Genomic DNA, 18,665 nt, shown 5'->3' on the forward strand with positions numbered 1-18,665 from the left:
CGCAGAGTCTGTCTGCGGGGGCGCGGGCGTTTCAGGGCCGGGGCTTGAAGATAGGGCTTGGAGACAGGGCTTGAGGAAAAGCCTACTGCGTCAGGCCGCGCCGAGCCGCTTGTAGAGCGTGGTGCGGCTGATGCCCAGCTCCCGCGCGAGACGCGAGACGTTGCCGCCCAGCGCGTCCAGCGCACTCTGCAGCTCCTCGGCGCTGGAGAGATCATGCAGCGAGGGCAGGCCGCTCGGTTGCGGGGGCTGGTGGGCAATCTCGCCCTCTGCCGCGAGGCAGTCGCCCTGTGATGCGAGACAGTCGCCTGCCAGCATCACATGGGCCGGCTCCAGGGCCGGCCCGTCGCACAGTGCCAGTGCCAGACGCAGCACGTTGTCCAGTTCGCGCACGTTGCCGGGCCAGACATGCTGGGTGAGGCGATCGAGGAAGGCGGGCGTGATGCGCGGCAGCTCACGTTGCTGCTCCCGGCACAGCCGTGTCAGCAGGGCACGACTCAGGCCGGCGATGTCGTGACGCTCCCTCAGCGGCGGCAGGGCAATGGTGGCCCCACACAGGCGATAGTAGAGATCCGCCCGGAAGCGCCCCGCCTTGACCAGCTCGTTGAGAGGCTGATGGGTGGCGGCGACCAGTTCGAAATCGACCCGCTGCGGCTTGCCGCCGCCCAGCGGCGTGACTTCACGCTCCTGCAGCACGCGCAGCAGACGCGCCTGCACATGCAGCGGCATGTCGCCGATCTCATCCAGGAACAGGCGCCCGCCATTGGCCTCGAGCAGGCGGCCTTCGCGTCCGGCGGGGTCGGCACCGGTAAAGGCGCCGCGCCGATAGCCGAACAGTTCGGCCTCGACCAGCTCATCAGGCAAGGCGGCGCAGTTGATGGCGACCAGCGGCTGATGGGCGCGATGACTGGCCTGATGCAGCGCCTTGACCACTTCCTCCTTGCCGACGCCGGTCTCGCCCTGCAGCAGCAGTGGCAGGCGGGCGTTCACCAGCCGCGTCAGCAGTTCGCAGACCCTGGCCCAGCCGGCATCGCCATGATGCAGGCGCGCAAGGCTCGGGTGGCACGCAGTCTCTCGAGTAGCTGCCTCGGCCGTGGGCTGGCTTGCGGAGCGCTCGGCCGGCGCACGGGCCACGACCCGTGGCCTGGGCGGGGCTGCGCACAGGGTGTAGCCCGTGAAGCGCGGGTGCTGCGTGAGTGCCACACACTGCGCATCGGCGAGCTGGGCCAGCGGCGTCCAGTCCAGCTGCCAGCGTGCCAGCGGCTGGCCCAACAGCAGGTGGATGTCATCGCGGGTGGCGCAGCTGTCGCTGTCCGTTGCATTGGCCGCGCTGTTCGATGCATTGGCTGCGCTGTGAGATGCGGTGTCTGCGCTGTCGGAGGCGGGCGTGAGTTCAAGGTGAGCCGCCAGCAACTGCAGTCCCCGGCGACTGGCAGCCGCGACCTGACCTTGCGGCGTGATAGCCAGCAGGGCCGCGCTGGGCGAGTCCAGCTGCGAGCGGTTGAGATGCAGGCGCAACAGGTGATGGTCGTGCCCATGCGCTTCGCCCAGTCGGCGTTGCTCGATGTCATCCGCCAGTACCCCGAGCATGCCGAGGCTGTACTGGCGGACACGGTAGGGGTCGCAGATCAGCCCCAGGCACCCCTCGCAGGCGCCGGGCGCCAGGCCGCGACTGGCACTCCAGCTGGCGGGCGCCAGCAGTGCGGCACTGGCGCTGGCCAGCCCCTTGAGGCATTCGGCGTCATGCGCCTCGAGCGCGATGCGCGCCAGGCGATTGGCGCGCGGCGCATTCAGGGTCTCGGCGATGGCGTTGTGACCCAGCGACTCCTCACGCCAGCGCGCGCCGGGGTGCAACAGGGCGGCGTCATTGCCCAGCAGCTGTTGATGGCCGTAGCTTGCCAGCACCACGCCGTCGCGGTCGGTCAGTACCAGACACGCCTGCCAGTGATCGAGCAGGTTGAAGGTATGACCGGCCACCGCTGACGCCACCGTCGCCATCAGGCTGGCGGCCTGACGCTGACGCCAGACGAGCTCCTCCGGCGGACACCTGAGGGTTGAGGGCGGCAGCGCCGAGGGGAAAGAAGAGGGAACAGAAGAGGAGGGAGCAGGGGGAAGCGCCGCCGCAGGCGTTGCGCAGGCGGCGCCTGGATCGAGCGCCTGATCCTCCGCGTGGTGAGCTGGATGCTTGGCCGAATGATGAGCAGTGTGACGCGCTGAGTGCTTGGCGGCGTGGGGTAGTGGCATGCGACGTCCCTTGTGCGGCGGGCCTTTCAGGCCTCTGTTGTTATGGGTGCTGTTATCGATGCTGATATCGGCCTGGGGGAGTGTTCACGGCAATGTTCACTTGTGCGTGGCGAGTGTTCAGTTCCGAGGACTCCAGTGTTCAGTTCCGAGAACTTTAGTGTTCAGACACTGTTCATCAGAGTAGCGGCAGACGCGGCGGATGACGGGCTAGACCATGGTCTGCCCCTGCCTTGGTCGCATCTGGCAAGTGGCTGAATGATCGACAGAAGAGCGGAATCTGGCGCCCTCCGAGGGCTGAAGGAGGGAGTCTGTGGGCAGGTGTCTGCGCGCGGCTGGCACAGGGTTCGCTTGAGGATAGTCACCAGGTGGGTGTGAACACTCGGCAGTGGTTGGCCGTGTCCTTGCCCCGATGACTTTCACCAGACGAGACAGCGCCATGTCCTTGAGCCTTGAGGCGGTCACCCGCCGGGTTGGCCGCGAGACCCATATCGACAGGGTGGACCTGACCTTCGAGCCCGGCTCCTTCAATGTGCTGCTGGGACGCACCCTGTCCGGCAAGACGTCGCTGATGCGCCTGATGGCGGGCCTCGATGTGCCCAGTGACGGGCGCATCGTGATGAACGGCGAGGACGTGACCGGCCGTCCGGTGCGCGAGCGCAACATCTCGATGGTCTATCAGCAGTTCATCAACTACCCGAGCCTGAGCGTCTACGACAACATCGCCTCGCCGCTGAAGCTGGCGCGCATGGCGCCCGAGGAAATCCGCCGCCGCGTGCACGAGATCGCCGAGATGCTGCATATCGAGCAGTTCCTTGCGCGTCAGCCAGCGGAGCTGTCCGGTGGCCAGCAGCAGCGCACGGCCATGGCGCGGGCGCTGGTCAAGGACGCCGACCTGGTGCTGTTCGATGAGCCGCTGGTCAATCTCGACTACAAGCTGCGCGAAGAGCTGCGCCACGAGATGCGCAGCCTGTTCGCGACCCGCAATACCATTGCCGTCTACGCCACTACCGAGCCCGGCGAGGCGCTGGCACTCGGCGGCACCACCACCCTGATGCATGAAGGGCGGGTGCTGCAGTCCGGGCCTACCGAAGCCGTCTACCATCATCCGCTGAGTGTCGAGGCGGCGAAGCTCTACTCCGAGCCGCAGATCAACCTGTTCGAGGCCGAGGTGCGCGGACGTGAGCTGGCGTTCTCCGGCGCGGCCAGTGCCGGCGAGCAGGGCAGCCGTTTCGTGTTGCCCGCGCCACTGGCGGGAATCGAGAGCGGGGCCTATCGCTTCGGTATCCGCCCCAGCCATCTGGGGCTGGCACCACTGGCCGATGATGATCTGGAGTTCGCCGTCACGGTGGATATCGCCGAGATCTCCGGCTCCGAGACCTTCCTGCATGTCAGCAATGCCGATCACTCGCTGGTCCTGCATCTGGCCGGTATCCACGACTTCGCCGTGGATGATGCCATCCGCGTCTATGCCCCCGCCCACAAGCTGTTCGTCTATGCGGATGACAAGGGCCGCGCTGGCGGTGAAGTGGCAGGCCCGGGCGGCGATGGGGCACTGATCCGATCGCCCGAGCGACCCACCACGACTGGCGGAGGGCTGGCCTGATGGCGGAAATACACCTCAATGATCTGGCGCACAGCTACCTGGCGGCGCCCACCGCCGACAGTGATTACGCCATCCGGCGCATGAATCATGTCTGGCAGCAGGGCGGCGCCTATGCACTGCTCGGCCCGTCGGGGTGTGGCAAGAGCACGCTGCTCAACATCATCTCCGGGTTGCTGGCCCCCTCCGAGGGCGAGGTGCGCTTCGATGATCGCGTGGTCAATCGGCTGCCGCCGGAAGAGCGCAACATCGCCCAGGTGTTCCAGTTCCCGGTGGTCTACGACACCATGACCGTCTTCGACAATCTGGCCTTCCCGCTGCGCAATCAGCGCCAGCCGGAGCACAAGGTGCAGTCCCGGGTGCGTGAGATCGCCCAGGTGCTGGAGCTGGAAGACCTGCTGACGCGGCGTGCCAGCAACCTGACGGCTGACGAGAAGCAGAAAGTCTCGATGGGCCGTGGCCTGGTGCGCGATGACGTGGCCGCCATCCTGTTCGATGAACCGCTGACGGTCATCGACCCCCACCTCAAGTGGAAGCTGCGCCGCAAGCTCAAGCAGATCCATGAGCAGTTCAACATCACCATGGTCTACGTCACCCATGATCAGCTGGAGGCCTCGACCTTCGCCGACAAGATCGCGGTGATGTATGAAGGCCGCATCGTGCAGTTCGGCACCCCGCGCGAGCTGTTCGAGGACCCCGCTCACACCTTCGTGGGCTACTTCATCGGCTCGCCGGGCATGAACCTGGCCAGCATCACGCTGGAATCGCAGGGCGTACGGCTCGGAACGGGGGAGGGTGCGCCCCTGCTGCATCTCCCACGGGCGCTGCTGGCGACACTGGCGGAGCGCAAGGGCGAGTTGAAGCTGGGCATTCGCCCCGAATTCGTCGAGCTCGAGGCCAGCGACAGCTCACCAGCGACGGCGGTTCCCGACACCCGCGAGCACTGGCTGAGTGGTCAGGTCACGCTGGTGCAGGACCTGGGCACCTACAAGGTGGTGGATCTCGACATCGGTGGCGGCTGCCTGTTCAAGGCGCGTATCGAGGAAGATGCGCCGCTGCCGACAGGCCGCGTGCGTCTGCGCCTGCCGGCCCGCTGGCAGCGCTTCTATCTCGATGAGCACCTGCTGGACCTGTCACAGGCCGGCGCGCCCGACAGTGGCGAGGCGGACAGCTTTGCCAGAGGGGAGAGTGGCGGCCCTGTCAGAGGGGAAGATGACGAGCGGCCGGGAGGAAACGCCTGATGCAACGCACACACAACAATCGCGCCTGGTGGCTGGTGCTGCCGGTGGTCATCGTGGTGGCGTTCTCGGCCATCATTCCGATGATGACGGTGGTCAACTACTCGGTGCAGGACATCTTCGATCCCTCCACGCGCTTCTTCGTCGGCACCGAATGGTATCGCGAGATCCTGCGTGACGAGCGCCTGCACGATTCGCTGATCCGGCAGTTCGTCTATTCCTTCGCGGTGCTGGCCATCGAGATTCCACTGGGGATCGCCGTGGCGCTCTCGATGCCGCGCAAGGGCTTCATGGTCTCGCTGTGCATGATTCTGCTGGCCTTGCCGCTGCTGATTCCCTGGAACGTGGTCGGCACCATCTGGCAGATCATCGGTCGTGAGGACATCGGTCTCTACGGCTGGGCGCTGGGCCAGCTGGGCATCGACTACAACTACGCCTCCAATCCGGCTGACGCCTGGGTGACGGTGCTGGTGATGGATGTCTGGCACTGGACGTCGCTGGTGGCGCTGCTGTGCTATTCGGGGCTGCGTGCCATTCCCGATGTCTATTACCAGGCCGCGCGCATCGACCGTGCCTCGCCCTGGGCCGTGTTCCGCTACATCCAGCTGCCCAAGCTCAAGAGCGTGCTGTTGATCGGCATCATGCTGCGCTTCATGGACAGCTTCATGATCTACACCGAGCCCTTCGTGCTCACCGGTGGCGGGCCGGGTACCACCACCACCTTCCTGTCCCAGACCTTGACCCAGATGGCGATCGGCCAGTTCGATCTTGGACGTGCCGCTGCCTTCTCGCTGATCTACTTCCTCATCATCCTGCTGGTCTCGTGGCTGTTCTATACCGCCATGACCCATCAGGACAGTGACGACGCCTGAGGAGACAAGTGATGACCACACGCAAGCGTCTGGTAATGACGATCTATCTGCTGTTTCTGCTGGTGCCGATCTACTGGCTGCTGATCATGTCCTTCAAGTCGAATCAGGAGATTCTCGGCGGCCTGACCCTGTGGCCCGAGAACTTCACCTTCGACAACTATCGGGTGATCTTCACCGACCCCAGCTGGTACATGGGCTACCTCAACTCGATGAGCTACGTGGTGCTCAACATGCTCATCTCGCTGGCGGTGGCGCTGCCGGCGGCCTATGCCTTCTCGCGCTATCGCTTCCTGGGCGACAAGCATCTGTTCTTCTGGCTGCTGACCAATCGCATGGCGCCGCCGGCGGTCTTCCTGCTGCCGTTCTTCCAGCTCTATTCCTCGGTGGGGCTGTTTGATACCCCGCTGGCGGTGGCTCTCGCGCACTGTCTGTTCAACGTGCCGCTGGCGGTCTGGATTCTGGAAGGCTTCATGTCCGGCGTGCCCAAGGAGATCGATGAGACGGCCTATATCGACGGCTACAGCTTCCCGCGCTTCTTCCTGACGCTGTTCATTCCGATGATTCGTCCGGGGATCGGGGTGACCGCCTTCTTCTGCTTCATGTTCTCGTGGGTGGAGCTGTTGCTGGCGCGAACCCTGACCTCGACGGAGGCGAAACCGATAGCGGCGGTGATGACGCGAACGGTCTCGGCCTCGGGCATCGACTGGGGCGTGCTGGCCGCCGCCGGTGCCCTGACGCTGATTCCCGGCATTCTGGTGATCTACTTCGTGCGCAACCATGTCGCCAAGGGCTTCGCCCTGGGCAGGGTGTGATCGTCACCAGGCCGAGCGCCGCTGTCATTGCCGTCAGCAAGTCTCTGCTGGCGGCCCACAAGAGGACATGATGATGGAATGGATGGCCTGGACACTGCCCACGTCACTCTTCTTTGCCGGTATCGGCACCCTGCTGCTGGGCATGACCGCCTGGCAGTTCGTGACCCCGACGCTGAGTCGGCAGGGATTTCTGCCCATCGCGACCACGCGGGGCGACAGACTGTTCATCGGGCTGCTCTCCAGCGGCTGGCTGCATCTGCTGTGGCTGGGCTTTACCGATCAGGTGCTGTGGATGATCAGCATCGTGTGTGTCGTCTGGATGCTGGTGTTGATGAAGTGGGGATGAAATGCGGGGAGATGTGGAGAGGAGAGAGCGCTGACGACAGGCAGCGTCGCCCGGTGGCAACACGGAACCGGACAGCCTGAGGGGAGTCCCAAGCGGTTCTGACTGGCATCCGCCAGTGACATTCGCCGCTCTGGAATCTCGTTGCATGTCGTCATCTCGCTCACCGCATCGCTCGTCTACAGGTAGTGCTTCAAAGGGTGCTTTACATGGCGCTTCACATGGCGACTCTCCCTCGCCGGGCAGCAAGAACCGCCGTCGTCTCTGGGCGGGCGTGACAGGGCTGAGCATTGCCTGCGTTGTCGCCCTCGGTTGGTGGGCCGGTACACCGCTCGAAAGCCCGGGCGCCCCGACGCCTGATCAGCAGGTCGGGGATGGCGAGGCGGAAGATGCAGGGCAATCAACATTGTGGCAGCAGTATCAGCGTGTGTGGCAGGCCAATCAGGCCCGCTCACCCGAGGCGCGCAAGCCACTGCCACTGCCAGATGTTTCTCGCGCCGGCTACCATCAGGGCGAGGCACTGCCGGCACTTGAGCTTGAGTCCCGTGACGAGGGTGAAGCGGCAGGAAAGGGCAAGGCAGAAAAGGGCGAGGCAGAAAAGGGCACGGCAGGTGAGAGCGAAAAGGGCGTGCTGCGCCGGTTCGATGTCACGGCCTACGGCGCGGATGGCAGTGACACCCTGAGCGATCGCCGCGCGATCCTCAGGGCGCATGCCGCCATGCGTGATTGGCAGCGCCAGGGCAGTGATGACGCTGACCGCCCGGCGCGCCGCGGCGTGCTGTATTTCCCGGCGGGGGATTACGTGGTGTATGGGGCAGCCGAGCGCGACTGGTTTCACTCCCGCCTGGTGGCACTGAAAGCCGCGGTGGCGGATGCAGAACGCCAGCAGGCGCTGCGCGAGGCATTGCTCAAGATGCAGGGTTTGAGTCTGGCAGGCAGTCATTGGACCTTGATGGGCGCGGGCAGTGATGTCACGCACCTCAGGCAGACCCGGCCGATGCTGCCGTTGCACGCCAGCTGGTACTGGAGCACTCCCTGGCTGCTGCATCTGGGCAATCTGGCCGAGGGGGGCAGGCAGGAAGAATGGCAAGCCGTCACGCCGACGAGCCACCGGCAGCCGGCGGATACGCAGGACACGATCACGCTGGCGGATGAGGCGGATGAGGCGGGTCAGTCGGATGAATCAGATGGCGCAGCGCTCGCGCCAGGCGATGAGGTGCTGCTGGAGAGCATCGACAAGCGGTCTGAGGCAGTGGCGCGTGCCCTGGCACCCTATCAGATGGAAAAGGACGCCAGCACCGGCGAGTCACGCTGGTTGATCGAGCGTGACGGAGTGATCAAGCGGGCGCGCTACCGCGTGGTGGCACGTGACGGCAAGCGTCTCACGCTCTCGCTGCCGGTGGTGCATGAGCGCTTTCCCGGTGAGCAGTGGCGCATCGCACGCCTGCACCCGGCACGGGAAGTCGGGGTGCAGGGCATCACGCTCAAGGGCAACTGGCGGGGGCACTTCAAGCATCACCGCAGCGCCGAGGATGACAGCGGCTTCGGCCTTCTGGACCTGGATGGCATCACGGATGGCTGGGTACGTGACGTACGGCTCGACAGTTTCAATCAGGGGGTGAAGGTGCGCCACAGTTCACAGCTGACACTCGAGGACGTGACGATGACCGGCAAGCCCGGGCATATCGCGATGACGATCAGTGACAGCAATCAGGTACTGGCCCGCCAGGTAGTCGACCAAAGTCATGCCTGGCATGCGCCCGGGGTGGCCCGCTACGCGACCCATAACGTCTACCTTGAACTGGAGCACGCCGGTGACAGTGGTATCGAGCTGCATGGTCAGCAATCGCGCGACAACGTGTTCGATCGCAAGCGTGGCGGTCATGTGCGCGACCGCTGGGGCGCCAGTGTCGGCCATCAGCCCAATCATCTGCGCGGGCTGGTGCTGTGGAACCCGGTCAATATCGGCAAGCCACATGCTGCCTGGCCCTTCATGCGCGCCGATTCTCACTTCGGCAAGGTGATCATGCCGACGGTCGTCGGGGCGACCGGGCATGCGCTGGGCATCGCCAATCGCCATGACTATGCCCGGGTGATGAATGCCAAGGGCGTGACCGAGTATGACCCCTTGCCGCCGATGGATGCCTTGCAGGCACGCGTCGAGTCGCCGGGCGAGGCCGTGAAGCCCGCCTCGCTCTACCGCGCCCAGCGCGAGCTGCTGCAGGAGGCGCGAGAGTGACAGCAAGCCGCTGAGCATCAGGGCGTCAGTGCATCAGAGAAATCAGAGCAACAAGGACAACAGAGCAGCAGCTAACGACAGCCGATCGGAACGGCAGGAGGACGAGCAGCACCGACAGCAAGCAAGGCGGCGAATCGCGCCGCGCGACACGTGATTGACGGAAGTGGTTGTTGGAAGACGCGACACAACAATAACGCCAATGAAGGGACATCCCATGAGTCAGCACATCATTCGACCCGCACGCCTGCGTTACGCCATCGCCTTCGCCACGGCGGCGGGGCTTGCCGGCCTTTCCAGCCAGGCCATGGCCGATCAGTATCAGGATGCGGCAAGGAAGTGGATCGATCAGGAGTTCTCACCCTCCACGCTGAGCAAGGACGAGCAGATGTCCGAGCTCGAATGGTTCATCAAGGCCGCTGAACCGCTGCGCGGCATGGAAATCAAGGTGGCCTCGGAAACCCTGACCACCCATGAATACGAGTCCAAGGTGCTGGCCAAGGCCTTCAGCGAGATCACCGGCATCAAGCTGACCCACGACTTGATTCAGGAAGGCGACGTCATCGAGAAACTGCAGACCCAGATGCAGTCCGGGCGCAATATCTACGATGGCTACGTCAACGACTCCGACCTGATCGGCACGCACTTCCGCTATGGCAAGGTCGTGCCGATCAGCGACATGATGGAAGGCGACGGCAAGGCCTTCACCTCGCCGACGCTGGATCTGGACGACTTCATCGGACTGGATTTCACTACCGGCCCGGATGACAAGCTCTATCAGCTGCCGGACCAGCAGTTCGCCAACCTCTACTGGTTCCGTGCCGACTGGTTCGAACGCGAAGATTTGAAGAAGCAGTTCAAGGACAAGTACGGCTACGAGCTGGGGGTGCCGGTCAACTGGTCGGCCTATGAGGACATCGCTGACTTCTTCACCAATGACGTCAAGGAAATCGACGGTGAGCGGGTCTACGGCCACATGGATTACGGCAAGAAGGACCCGTCACTCGGCTGGCGCTTCACCGATGCCTGGTTCTCGATGGCGGGTGCCGGCGACAAGGGTCTGCCCAACGGCCTGCCGGTGGATGAGTGGGGCATTCGTGTCGAGGAATGTCAGCCGGTGGGCTCCTCGGTGACGCGTGGCGGCGCGGCCAACGGCCCGGCGGCCGTCTATGCCACCACCAAGTATGTCGATTGGCTGGGCAAGTACGCACCGCCGGAAGCCCAGGGCATGACCTTCTCCGAGTCCGGCCCGGTGCCGTCCCAGGGCAACATCGCCCAGCAGATCTTCTGGTACACCGCCTTCACCGCCGACATGACGCGGGATGGCCTGCCGGTGGTCAACGACGATGGCACTCCGAAGTGGCGCATGGCGCCGTCGCCGCATGGCCCGTACTGGGAAGAGGGCATGAAGCTTGGCTATCAGGACGTGGGCGCCTGGACCTTCTTCGATTCCACCCCGGAGAAGAATCGTCACGCGGCCTGGCTGTACGCGCAGTTCGTCACCGCCAAGACCGTCTCGCTCAAGAAGACCCTGGAAGGGCTGACGCCGATCCGCGAGTCGGATATCCAGTCCCAGGCGATGACCGATGCCGCGCCGAAGCTGGGTGGTCTGGTCGAGTTCTATCGCAGCCCGGCGCGGGTGCAGTGGTCGCCGACCGGCACCAACGTGCCGGATTACCCCAAGCTCGCCCAGCTGTGGTGGCAGTACATCTCCCAGGCCGCCAGTGGCGAAGCCACGCCGCAGGAAGCCCTCGATGGCCTGGCCAAGGCGCAGGACCGCATTCTCGAGCGTCTCGAGCGCGCCAAGGTGATGGACAACTGTGGGCCGAAGCTCAACGAGGAGCGTGATGCGGAGTACTGGTTCGCCCAGCCGGGTGCGCCGAAGGCCAAGCTGGAAAACGAGAAGCCCAAGGGCGAGACCATCGCCTACGACGAACTGCTCAAGAGCTGGAAGGAGTAAGTTTGGCTGGCGCGACACTGCGCCTTCGAGCAGTTTCCTGAAAGACAGCAGCAACGACAACGCCCCTGCCGGTTTCCCGGCAGGGGCGTTTTTGTGCCAGAGCAATCAGCGACAGCGTTTCATCACTGCCTCACGGCTGCTCAGTCACGGCTCTCAATCACGGTAGAGATCGATGCTTGGGCAGGAGCAGATCAACTGACGATCGCCGTGCACGTTGTCGACCCGGTTGACCGCCGGCCACTGCTTGGCGGCCTTGACGTGCTCGCTGGGGAAGGCGCCGATCTCGCGGGAGTAGCTGCGCGTCCACTCGGCGTCCATCAGGTCGGCCTGGGTGTGCGGCGCGTGTACCAGCGGGTTGTCTTCCAGTGTCCACTCGCCTTGCTCGACACGGGTGATCTCGGCGCGAATCGCGATCATCGCTTCACAGAAACGGTCGATCTCGTAGAGCGACTCGGACTCGGTGGGCTCGACCATCAGGGTGCCCGCCACCGGGAACGACATGGTCGGCGCGTGGAAGCCGTAGTCGATCAGGCGCTTGGCGATGTCTTCCTCGCTGATGCCGGAAGCGGCCTTCAGCGGCCGGATATCGATGATGCACTCATGCGCCACGGTGCCGTTCTTGCCGCGATAGAGCACCGGATAGTGCCCATCGAGACGCGTGGCGATGTAGTTGGCGTTGAGGATCGCAAGCTCGGTGGCTTCACGCAGCCCCTGCGCGCCCATCATCTTGATGTAGGCCCAGGAGATCGGCAGGATCGCCGCGGAACCGAAGGCGGCGGCCGAGACGGCGGTGCACTCCGGCTTCACGCCTTCCAGCGGGGTGACCACGTGGTTGGAGACGAACGGCGCCAGGTGGGCCTTGATGCCGATCGGGCCCATGCCCGGGCCGCCGCCACCGTGGGGAATGCAGAAAGTCTTGTGCAGGTTGAGGTGCGAGACATCGCCGCCGAAGTCCCCCGGGCGGCAGATGCCGACCTGGGCGTTCATGTTGGCACCGTCGATGTAGACCTGGCCGCCGTGATCATGAACGACCTGACAGGCCTCGCGCACGGTTTCCTCGAACACGCCGTGGGTGGACGGGTAGGTGATCATGATCGCGGACAGCTTGTCGCTGTGCTGTTCAGCCTTGGCGCGCAGGTCGGCGATGTCGATGTTGCCGTTGGCGTCACACTCGACCACCACCACCTTCATGGCGGCCATCGCGGCGGAGGCCGGGTTGGTGCCGTGGGCGGAGCTGGGGATCAGGCAGATGTCACGCGCGCCTTCGCCGATGGAGGCCTGATAGCGACGGATCGCGACCAGCCCCGCGTATTCCCCCTGCGCGCCGGAATTCGGCTGCATGGAGATGGCGTCGTAGCCGGTGATCTCGACCAGGAAGGCGGACAGCTCATCGATCATCTGCTTGTAGCCGACCACCTGATCTGACGGTGCGAAGGGGTGGACGTTGGCGAATTCGGGCCAGGTCACCGGGATCATCTCGGTGGTGGCGTTCAGCTTCATGGTGCAGCTGCCCAGCGGGATCATCGCGTGGGTCAGCGACAGGTCCTTGTTCTCCAGACGCTTCAGATAGCGCAGCATCTCGGTTTCCGAGTGGTAGCGGCTGAAGGTCGGGTGGGTCAGGAAGTCGCTGTCACGCTGGCAGGCCGCCGGAATCGCGCTTGCGCCCTTGGCCAGCAGGTCCTGGTCCAGCGCGGCGACGGACAGGCCGTGCTCCTCGCCGAGCAGCACGTCGAACAGCACGCCGACGTCAGCGGCGGTGGTGGTCTCGTCGAGGTTGATGGTGATGCGGCCGTCGCCGTGGTGGCGCAGGTTGATCTCGTGGGTCAGCTCGCGACCGTGGATCTTGCCCTCATCCACGCCGGTCACGGTGATGGCGTCGAACCAGCTGTCGTGGGCCAGTGCCATGCCGCAACGGCTGACGCCCTCGGCGAGAATGCTGGTCAGGCGATGCACGCGGGTGGCGATGCGCTTGAGGCCCTCGGCACCGTGATAGACGGCGTAGAAGCCGGCGATGTTGGCCAGCAGCGCCTGGGCGGTACAGATGTTGGAGGTCGCCTTCTCGCGGCGGATGTGCTGCTCGCGGGTCTGCATCGCCATGCGCAGTGCCGGGTTGCCGCGCGAGTCCTTGGAGACGCCGATGATGCGGCCCGGGATGGAGCGCTTGAGCTTGTCGGTGGTGGCGAAGAAGGCCGCGTGCGGGCCGCCGAAGCCCATCGGCACGCCGAAGCGCTGGGAGGTACCGACGACGATATCGGCGCCGAGGCTGCCCGGCGACTTGAGCAGCACCAGGCTCAGCAGGTCGGCGGCCACCACGCTCATCGCGCCATTGGCGCGCGCGGCGTCCAGCAGCGGCGCGAGGTCGCGCACCTGGCCGGTGTTGCCCGGGTACTGGAAGAGGGCGCCGAAGATGTCGTGCTCGCCGACGTTCTCGGCGGTATCGATGATCAGCTCGAAGCCGAAGTAGTCGGCGCGGGTGCGCATGACGTCCAGGGTCTGCGGCAGCACGTCATCGGCGATGAAGAAGCGCTTGCTCTTGCTCTTCTTGTTGCCGCGCTGACACAGCGCCATGGCCTCGGCAGCGGCGGTGGCTTCGTCCAGCAGGCTGGCGTTGGCCAGCTCCATGCCGGTCAGGTCCATTACCGCCTGCTGGAAGTTGAGCAGCCCTTCGAGACGGCCCTGGGCGATTTCCGGCTGATAGGGCGTATAGGCGGTGTACCAGCCCGGATTTTCCAGCACGTTGCGCTGGATGACCGCCGGCAGGTGGGTGTTGTGGTAACCCTGGCCGATATAGGTCTTGAACACCTTGTTCTGACGCGCGAGGCGCTTCAGGTAGTCCAGTGCTTCGGATTCCGTGCGTGGCCCTTCGAGATCCAGCTCACGGCCCAGACGAATGGCGGTGGGCACCGTGCGGTCGATGAGCGTGGCGATGCTCTCTTCGCCCAGCGTCGCCAACATGCGCGTCACATTGGCATCGGTCGGCCCATTGTGGCGGGAGATGAAATCGTCGTGTCCGGCCAGCTGGGCCAGGGTAAGCGTCTCGTGAGCCATGCAAGAAATCCTGTGCTGCAACGGGGACTGCAGAGGGCAGTCCGCGGGAGGAACATCACCGTGCCAGCGAGGAAGCGGCGGGCAGGGCGTCGGGAATCATGGGGGCATCGACATCACTGCCGAGCATGCTGCAGTTGCTTCACTCCCCGCGCGACCTGCAAGGGCAGTCGCGTCAGGGGTATCGTGCCGTCGAAACGGGGTGGCGCAGTCACGAAGGTGGCTGTGCGCGAGTGCGACTTTATGCGAGCGCGGAAAGGCGCTGAAACCTCCTGCCCTGAGCGTCTGCGGCATGGACAGGAGGTTGACGGCGATCAGGCTTCGCTTTCGACCAGTTGAGAATAGGCATCAGCGTCGAGCAGCTTGTCGAGTTCGGCGCTGTCAGCGACCTTCATCTTCAGGATCCAGGCATCGTCATAGGGGCTTTCGTTGACGGATTCCGGCGCGTCTTCGAGGCTCTCGTTGACGGCGATGACTTCACCGGCCAGCGGCGCGTACAGATCAGAGGCCGCCTTGACGGACTCGATGACCCCGAACTCTTCTTCCAGCGCCAGCTCACGGCCGACTTCCGGCAGTTCGACGAAGACGACATCGCCCAGCGCTTCCTGGGCGTGGTCGGTGATCCCGATGGTCACGGTGCCATCACCGTTGTCCTGAACCCACTCGTGACTCTCGGTGTACTTCAGCGTGGCGGGAATATTGCTCATGAGTGTTTTCCTATGTGAAAAGATTTTCTGATTCAGGGAATCGGTACGTCATTATGCCCCAAGGTCCCGGCGTGTGGCAGTGGCAGACTGCCGCGTGATGCTACGACTTTGGGCGTGTGTTGCTGACGGCCGTACCTCTATCGTGGTCTGTCACTCTTCGGGCGTCCAGTGTCTTGCGTGGTTCACTCATGAAGCCCGCCATCACGGGCTTGTCTGGCCCGTGGCTGCGCATCGCTGGCCAGGCCGCCCGGCGCCTTTCCAGTGCGCCGTGACACCTCGTGAGAGGTTGAGTGCAGCGCAGCAGTGCGGGAGATCGGTCGCGCCAGTGGCCGAGGATGTCCGAGTCACTGTTGCGAGGCGCTCAAACTCGCGTTATGGTGCCGACAGTTTCTTATCGGAAACTTGTTTCCATGTTGTGTCGTGAAGACCCGGCTGTCAATGCCTGATGCGTTCAAGCAGAGCGAACCTGATGAGAGCGCATGAGAGCGCTGGTGGCACTGAGAGAGTCTTTACCTGAGCGTGACCGCGTCGGGCATGCGGCTCTGCATCTAGCTCGTCATTCGGCTCGGTTTGTTGTGAGCCTTTTTTCGCCAGTCTCGAGATCACCCGGCGCAGGATCTGCTGCCAGAAGACACGATGAGGCGATGAAACATGCGAGTTAGCGCAGTCTCATCGTACTTTTTACGCAATGATTGCCTCACCTGCCAGCGTAAAGCCCTGTTGGGCTAGTGAAGTGAGATAGCTTCCGCTAATGTGAGCTGTCCCAACGGTGAAAATGCCGTGGGAGGCTCGTCGCGGGTCGATCACCCGCCTGGGGATGGCACCGCCACGAGTCACTGCGCATCGTGTGATAACAACAATTCAGCGGAGGAAATCTGCGTGGAAATGATCAGTTCCGTCTTTAGTGCCATCAATGGCGTCGTCTGGGGCCCATTGATGCTGATCCTGTTGCTCGGGGTCGGCTTCTATCTTCAGGCAGGCCTCAAGGGCATGCCGCTTCGCAAGTTGGGTACCGGCTTCAAGCTGTTGTGGAATGGTCGTGCGCCGGGCAAGGATGGCGACGGCGAGATTTCTCCTTTCAATGCCCTGATGACGTCGCTGTCGGCGACCATCGGCACCGGCAACATCGCGGGCGTGGCAACCGCCATCGCGCTGGGTGGCCCGGGGGCGATCTTCTGGATGTGGATCACCGCGCTGGTCGGCATGGCGACCAAGTACGCCGAGGCCGTGTGTGCCGTGCGTTATCGTGAAGTCGATGACACCGGCAACCATGTCGGTGGCCCGATGTATTACATCCGCAACGGTCTGGGCGCCAAGTGGGGCTGGCTGGGCGGTGCCTTCGCCTTCTTCGGTTGCTTCGCGGCCTTCGGCATCGGCAACACCGTGCAGTCCAACTCGGTCGCGGATGCGCTGGAAACGTCCTTCGCCATCCCGCACTGGGTCTCCGGCGTGGTGATGATGGTGCTGGCCGGTGCCGTGATTCTCGGTGGCATCAAGCGTATCTCCAGCGTGGCCGGCAAGCTGGTGCCGTTCATGGCCATCGCCTACTTCCTGGCCGGCATCATCATCCTGGTGATCAACGCCGACCAGATCGGCCATGCCTTCGGTCTCATCTTCACCTATGCCTTCAATCCGGTCGCGGCTACCGGCGGCTTTGCCGGGGCAGCGGTGATGGCCGCCATCCGTTTCGGTGTGGCGCGCGGTATCTTCTCCAATGAAGCGGGCCTGGGCAGTGCGCCCATCGCCCACGCGGCGGCGCAGACCAAGAACCCGGTTCGTCAGGGTCTGGTCGCGATGCTGGGAACTTTCATCGACACCATCATCATCTGCACCATCACGGCGCTGGCAATCATCACTTCCGGCCTGTGGTCTTCCGGGGAAACCGGCGCGGCCCTGACCTCGATGTCCTTCGATCAGGCGCTGCCGGGCGTGGGCAACCACCTCGTGGCCATCGCGCTGGCGGTCTTCGCCTTCACCACCATCCTTGGCTGGTCCTTCTATGGTGAGAAGTGCTTCCAGTACCTGTTCGGCACGCGTGCCATCATGCTGTATCGCATCGTGTTCGTGATCGCGATTCCGCTGGGCGCGATGGCCAAGCTCGACCTGATCTGGCTCATGGCTGACACCTTCAATGCGCTGATGGCGATTCCGAACCTGATCGGTCTGGCGCTGCTGTCGCCGGTGGTCTTCAAGCTGACGCGTGATTATTTTGATGGCAAGGAAGTGCTGGCTGGCGAAGATCGCTGAACGACGCTGATGACTCGCCTGGCCCTACCGTGCCACTGACTGCCTTCTGCATCGCCCGGGTCGCCTGACCTGGGCGGTGCAGGCGCAGGGCGCCCTGTTCAAGTCGGCAGTGCCCTTGAGAGCAGTGCCCATGACAACAAGCCTCCAGAGAGCGTGTGCCGTTCGGGCGCCATCTCTGAGAGTCATCGCAAGCCAACCTGGAGAATGACGATGTCCGATTCCGCCACAGTGACGGGTCTCAAGCAGACCGCCCTTCATGACCTGCATGTCGAGCAGGGGGCCAGGATGGTCGAGTTCGCCGGCTATTCTATGCCCGTGCAGTACCCGCTTGGCGTCAAGAAGGAGCATGAACACACGCGCGCCAAGGCAGGGCTGTTCGATGTCTCGCACATGGGGCAGTTGATCCTGCGTGGCGAGAATGTGCAGGCGGCGCTGGAGGCCCTGGTGCCGACGGATATCATCGACCTGCCGGTGGGCATGCAGCGCTATGGCCTGCTGACCTCCGACACCGGCGGTATCCTGGATGACCTGATGATCGTCAATGGCGGTGATCACCTCTACGTGGTGGTGAACGCTGCCTGCAAGGATCAGGACATAGCGCATCTGCGGGTAGGCCTGCCGATGGATATCGAGCTTGAGGTGCTGGATGATCGGGCGCTGCTCGCACTACAGGGGCCGATGGCTCACGCGGTGATGCAGCGTCTGTCGCCCGAGGCCTGCGAGCTGACCTTCATGCATCATGCCCACGTCACCATCGAGGGCATCGAGTATTGGGTCAGCCGCAGTGGCTATACCGGCGAGGATGGCTTCGAGATCTCCGTGCCCGATGCCGATGCAGAGCGCTTCGCGCGTCTGTTGCTGGCGATGGAGGAGGTGGAGTTCATCGGTCTTGGCGCGCGGGACTCGCTGCGTCTCGAGGCGGGGCTGTGCCTGTACGGTCACGATCTCGATACCACCACCTCGCCGGTGGAAGGCAGTCTGATCTGGGCGTTGGGCAAGGTGCGTCGTCAGGGCGGTGAGCGTGAAGGCGGCTTCCCGGGGGCCGATGTCATCCTGACCCAGATCGCCAACAAGGATCACACCCGCAAGCGGGTGGGGCTGGTCGCCCACGGGCGTGCGCCTATCCGCGAAGGGGCTGAGCTCTATGATGCCCAGGACAACCGTATCGGTGTGGTGACCTCCGGCAGCTTCGGGCCGACCTATGGCAAGCCGGTGGCGATGGGCTACGTGGGCATCGCTCACAGCGCACTCGAGACCGAAGTGTTTGCCGATGTGCGTGGCAAGCGCCTGCCGATGACGGTGACGAAGATGCCGTTCGTCGAGCAGCGCTACTATCGGGGGTAAGCGCGCCGTGGCCAGCTGAG

General features: G+C 64.1%; 12 protein-coding genes. 9 read left to right on the plus strand and 3 right to left on the minus strand.

What is annotated here, in order from left to right; translation table 11 throughout:
* Positions 1-90 precede the first annotated feature (90 nt).
* On the minus strand, positions 91-1,995 hold the full coding sequence (locus tag QD280_RS01825; RefSeq protein ID WP_279838129.1) for a sigma 54-interacting transcriptional regulator: 1,905 nt from the start codon (positions 1,993-1,995) through the stop codon (positions 91-93).
* Between the two features lie 682 nt (positions 1,996-2,677).
* Here QD280_RS01825 and QD280_RS01830 point away from each other — a divergent pair.
* The 7 genes from QD280_RS01830 (at position 2,678) to QD280_RS01860 (ending at position 11,302) form a co-directional block, all read left to right on the plus strand.
* Positions 2,678-3,844 (plus strand): ABC transporter ATP-binding protein, encoded by a 1,167-nt coding sequence (locus tag QD280_RS01830; protein ID WP_279838130.1) that lies wholly within the window; start codon positions 2,678-2,680, stop codon positions 3,842-3,844.
* Positions 3,844-5,082, plus strand: coding sequence for an ABC transporter ATP-binding protein (locus QD280_RS01835; RefSeq protein WP_279838131.1), 1,239 nt, complete (start codon positions 3,844-3,846; stop codon positions 5,080-5,082). The genes QD280_RS01830 and QD280_RS01835 overlap by 1 nt, the downstream gene beginning before the upstream one ends.
* Positions 5,082-5,951, plus strand: coding sequence for a sugar ABC transporter permease (locus QD280_RS01840; RefSeq protein WP_043334509.1), 870 nt, complete (start codon positions 5,082-5,084; stop codon positions 5,949-5,951). The genes QD280_RS01835 and QD280_RS01840 overlap by 1 nt, the downstream gene beginning before the upstream one ends.
* Positions 5,952-5,962: 11 nt before the next feature.
* Positions 5,963-6,763 carry a carbohydrate ABC transporter permease gene (locus QD280_RS01845; RefSeq protein ID WP_043334505.1) on the plus strand — a complete coding sequence of 267 codons (801 nt, stop codon included), beginning with the start codon at positions 5,963-5,965 and terminating at the stop codon, positions 6,761-6,763.
* A gap of 73 nt (positions 6,764-6,836) precedes the next feature.
* Positions 6,837-7,109 (plus strand): DUF2160 domain-containing protein, encoded by a 273-nt coding sequence (locus tag QD280_RS01850; RefSeq protein ID WP_043334560.1) that lies wholly within the window; start codon positions 6,837-6,839, stop codon positions 7,107-7,109.
* 145 nt (positions 7,110-7,254) lie between these two features.
* On the plus strand, positions 7,255-9,345 hold the full coding sequence (locus QD280_RS01855) for a DUF4955 domain-containing protein (RefSeq protein WP_279838132.1): 2,091 nt from the start codon (positions 7,255-7,257) through the stop codon (positions 9,343-9,345).
* A gap of 304 nt (positions 9,346-9,649) precedes the next feature.
* The gene (locus tag QD280_RS01860; protein ID WP_279838385.1) at positions 9,650-11,302 is read left to right on the plus strand and encodes an ABC transporter substrate-binding protein; all 1,653 of its coding nucleotides are present in this window, start codon (positions 9,650-9,652) and stop codon (positions 11,300-11,302) included.
* A gap of 153 nt (positions 11,303-11,455) precedes the next feature.
* Here the strand turns inward: QD280_RS01860 and gcvP are convergent, their stop codons facing one another.
* On the minus strand, positions 11,456-14,350 hold the full coding sequence (gcvP, locus tag QD280_RS01865) for an aminomethyl-transferring glycine dehydrogenase (protein ID WP_279838133.1): 2,895 nt from the start codon (positions 14,348-14,350) through the stop codon (positions 11,456-11,458).
* Between the two features lie 311 nt (positions 14,351-14,661).
* Entirely contained in the window at positions 14,662-15,054 is a 393-nt protein-coding gene (gene gcvH / locus QD280_RS01870; protein WP_043334495.1) for a glycine cleavage system protein GcvH, read from the minus strand.
* Between the two features lie 879 nt (positions 15,055-15,933).
* Here gcvH and QD280_RS01875 point away from each other — a divergent pair.
* Positions 15,934-17,301 carry a sodium:alanine symporter family protein gene (locus tag QD280_RS01875; protein WP_043334493.1) on the plus strand — a complete coding sequence of 456 codons (1,368 nt, stop codon included), beginning with the start codon at positions 15,934-15,936 and terminating at the stop codon, positions 17,299-17,301.
* Positions 17,302-17,529: 228 nt separating this feature from the next.
* Positions 17,530-18,645, plus strand: a complete 1,116-nt coding sequence (gene gcvT / locus QD280_RS01880) for a glycine cleavage system aminomethyltransferase GcvT (RefSeq protein WP_279838386.1) — start codon at positions 17,530-17,532, stop codon at positions 18,643-18,645.
* Positions 18,646-18,665: the final 20 nt, after the last annotated feature.

It is taken from the genome of Cobetia sp. 1AS1 (genome assembly GCF_029846435.1).
In the GTDB taxonomy this organism is placed as follows: domain Bacteria; phylum Pseudomonadota; class Gammaproteobacteria; order Pseudomonadales; family Halomonadaceae; genus Cobetia; species Cobetia amphilecti.

What these genes read in the sequence shown, in the direction of transcription:
- QD280_RS01825 (WP_279838129.1), bottom strand. Translation starts at nt 1,995, where the DNA reads ATGGCGACGGTGGCGTCAGCGGTGGCCGGTCATACCTTCAACCTGCTC.
- QD280_RS01830 (WP_279838130.1), top strand. Translation starts at nt 2,678, where the DNA reads ATGTCCTTGAGCCTTGAGGCGGTCACCCGCCGGGTTGGCCGCGAGACC.
- QD280_RS01835 (WP_279838131.1), top strand. Translation starts at nt 3,844, where the DNA reads ATGGCGGAAATACACCTCAATGATCTGGCGCACAGCTACCTGGCGGCG.
- QD280_RS01840 (WP_043334509.1), top strand. Translation starts at nt 5,082, where the DNA reads ATGCAACGCACACACAACAATCGCGCCTGGTGGCTGGTGCTGCCGGTG.
- QD280_RS01845 (WP_043334505.1), top strand. Translation starts at nt 5,963, where the DNA reads ATGACCACACGCAAGCGTCTGGTAATGACGATCTATCTGCTGTTTCTG.
- QD280_RS01850 (WP_043334560.1), top strand. Translation starts at nt 6,837, where the DNA reads ATGGAATGGATGGCCTGGACACTGCCCACGTCACTCTTCTTTGCCGGT.
- QD280_RS01855 (WP_279838132.1), top strand. Translation starts at nt 7,255, where the DNA reads ATGTCGTCATCTCGCTCACCGCATCGCTCGTCTACAGGTAGTGCTTCA.
- QD280_RS01860 (WP_279838385.1), top strand. Translation starts at nt 9,650, where the DNA reads ATGGCCGATCAGTATCAGGATGCGGCAAGGAAGTGGATCGATCAGGAG.
- gcvP (WP_279838133.1), bottom strand. Translation starts at nt 14,350, where the DNA reads ATGGCTCACGAGACGCTTACCCTGGCCCAGCTGGCCGGACACGACGAT.
- gcvH (WP_043334495.1), bottom strand. Translation starts at nt 15,054, where the DNA reads ATGAGCAATATTCCCGCCACGCTGAAGTACACCGAGAGTCACGAGTGG.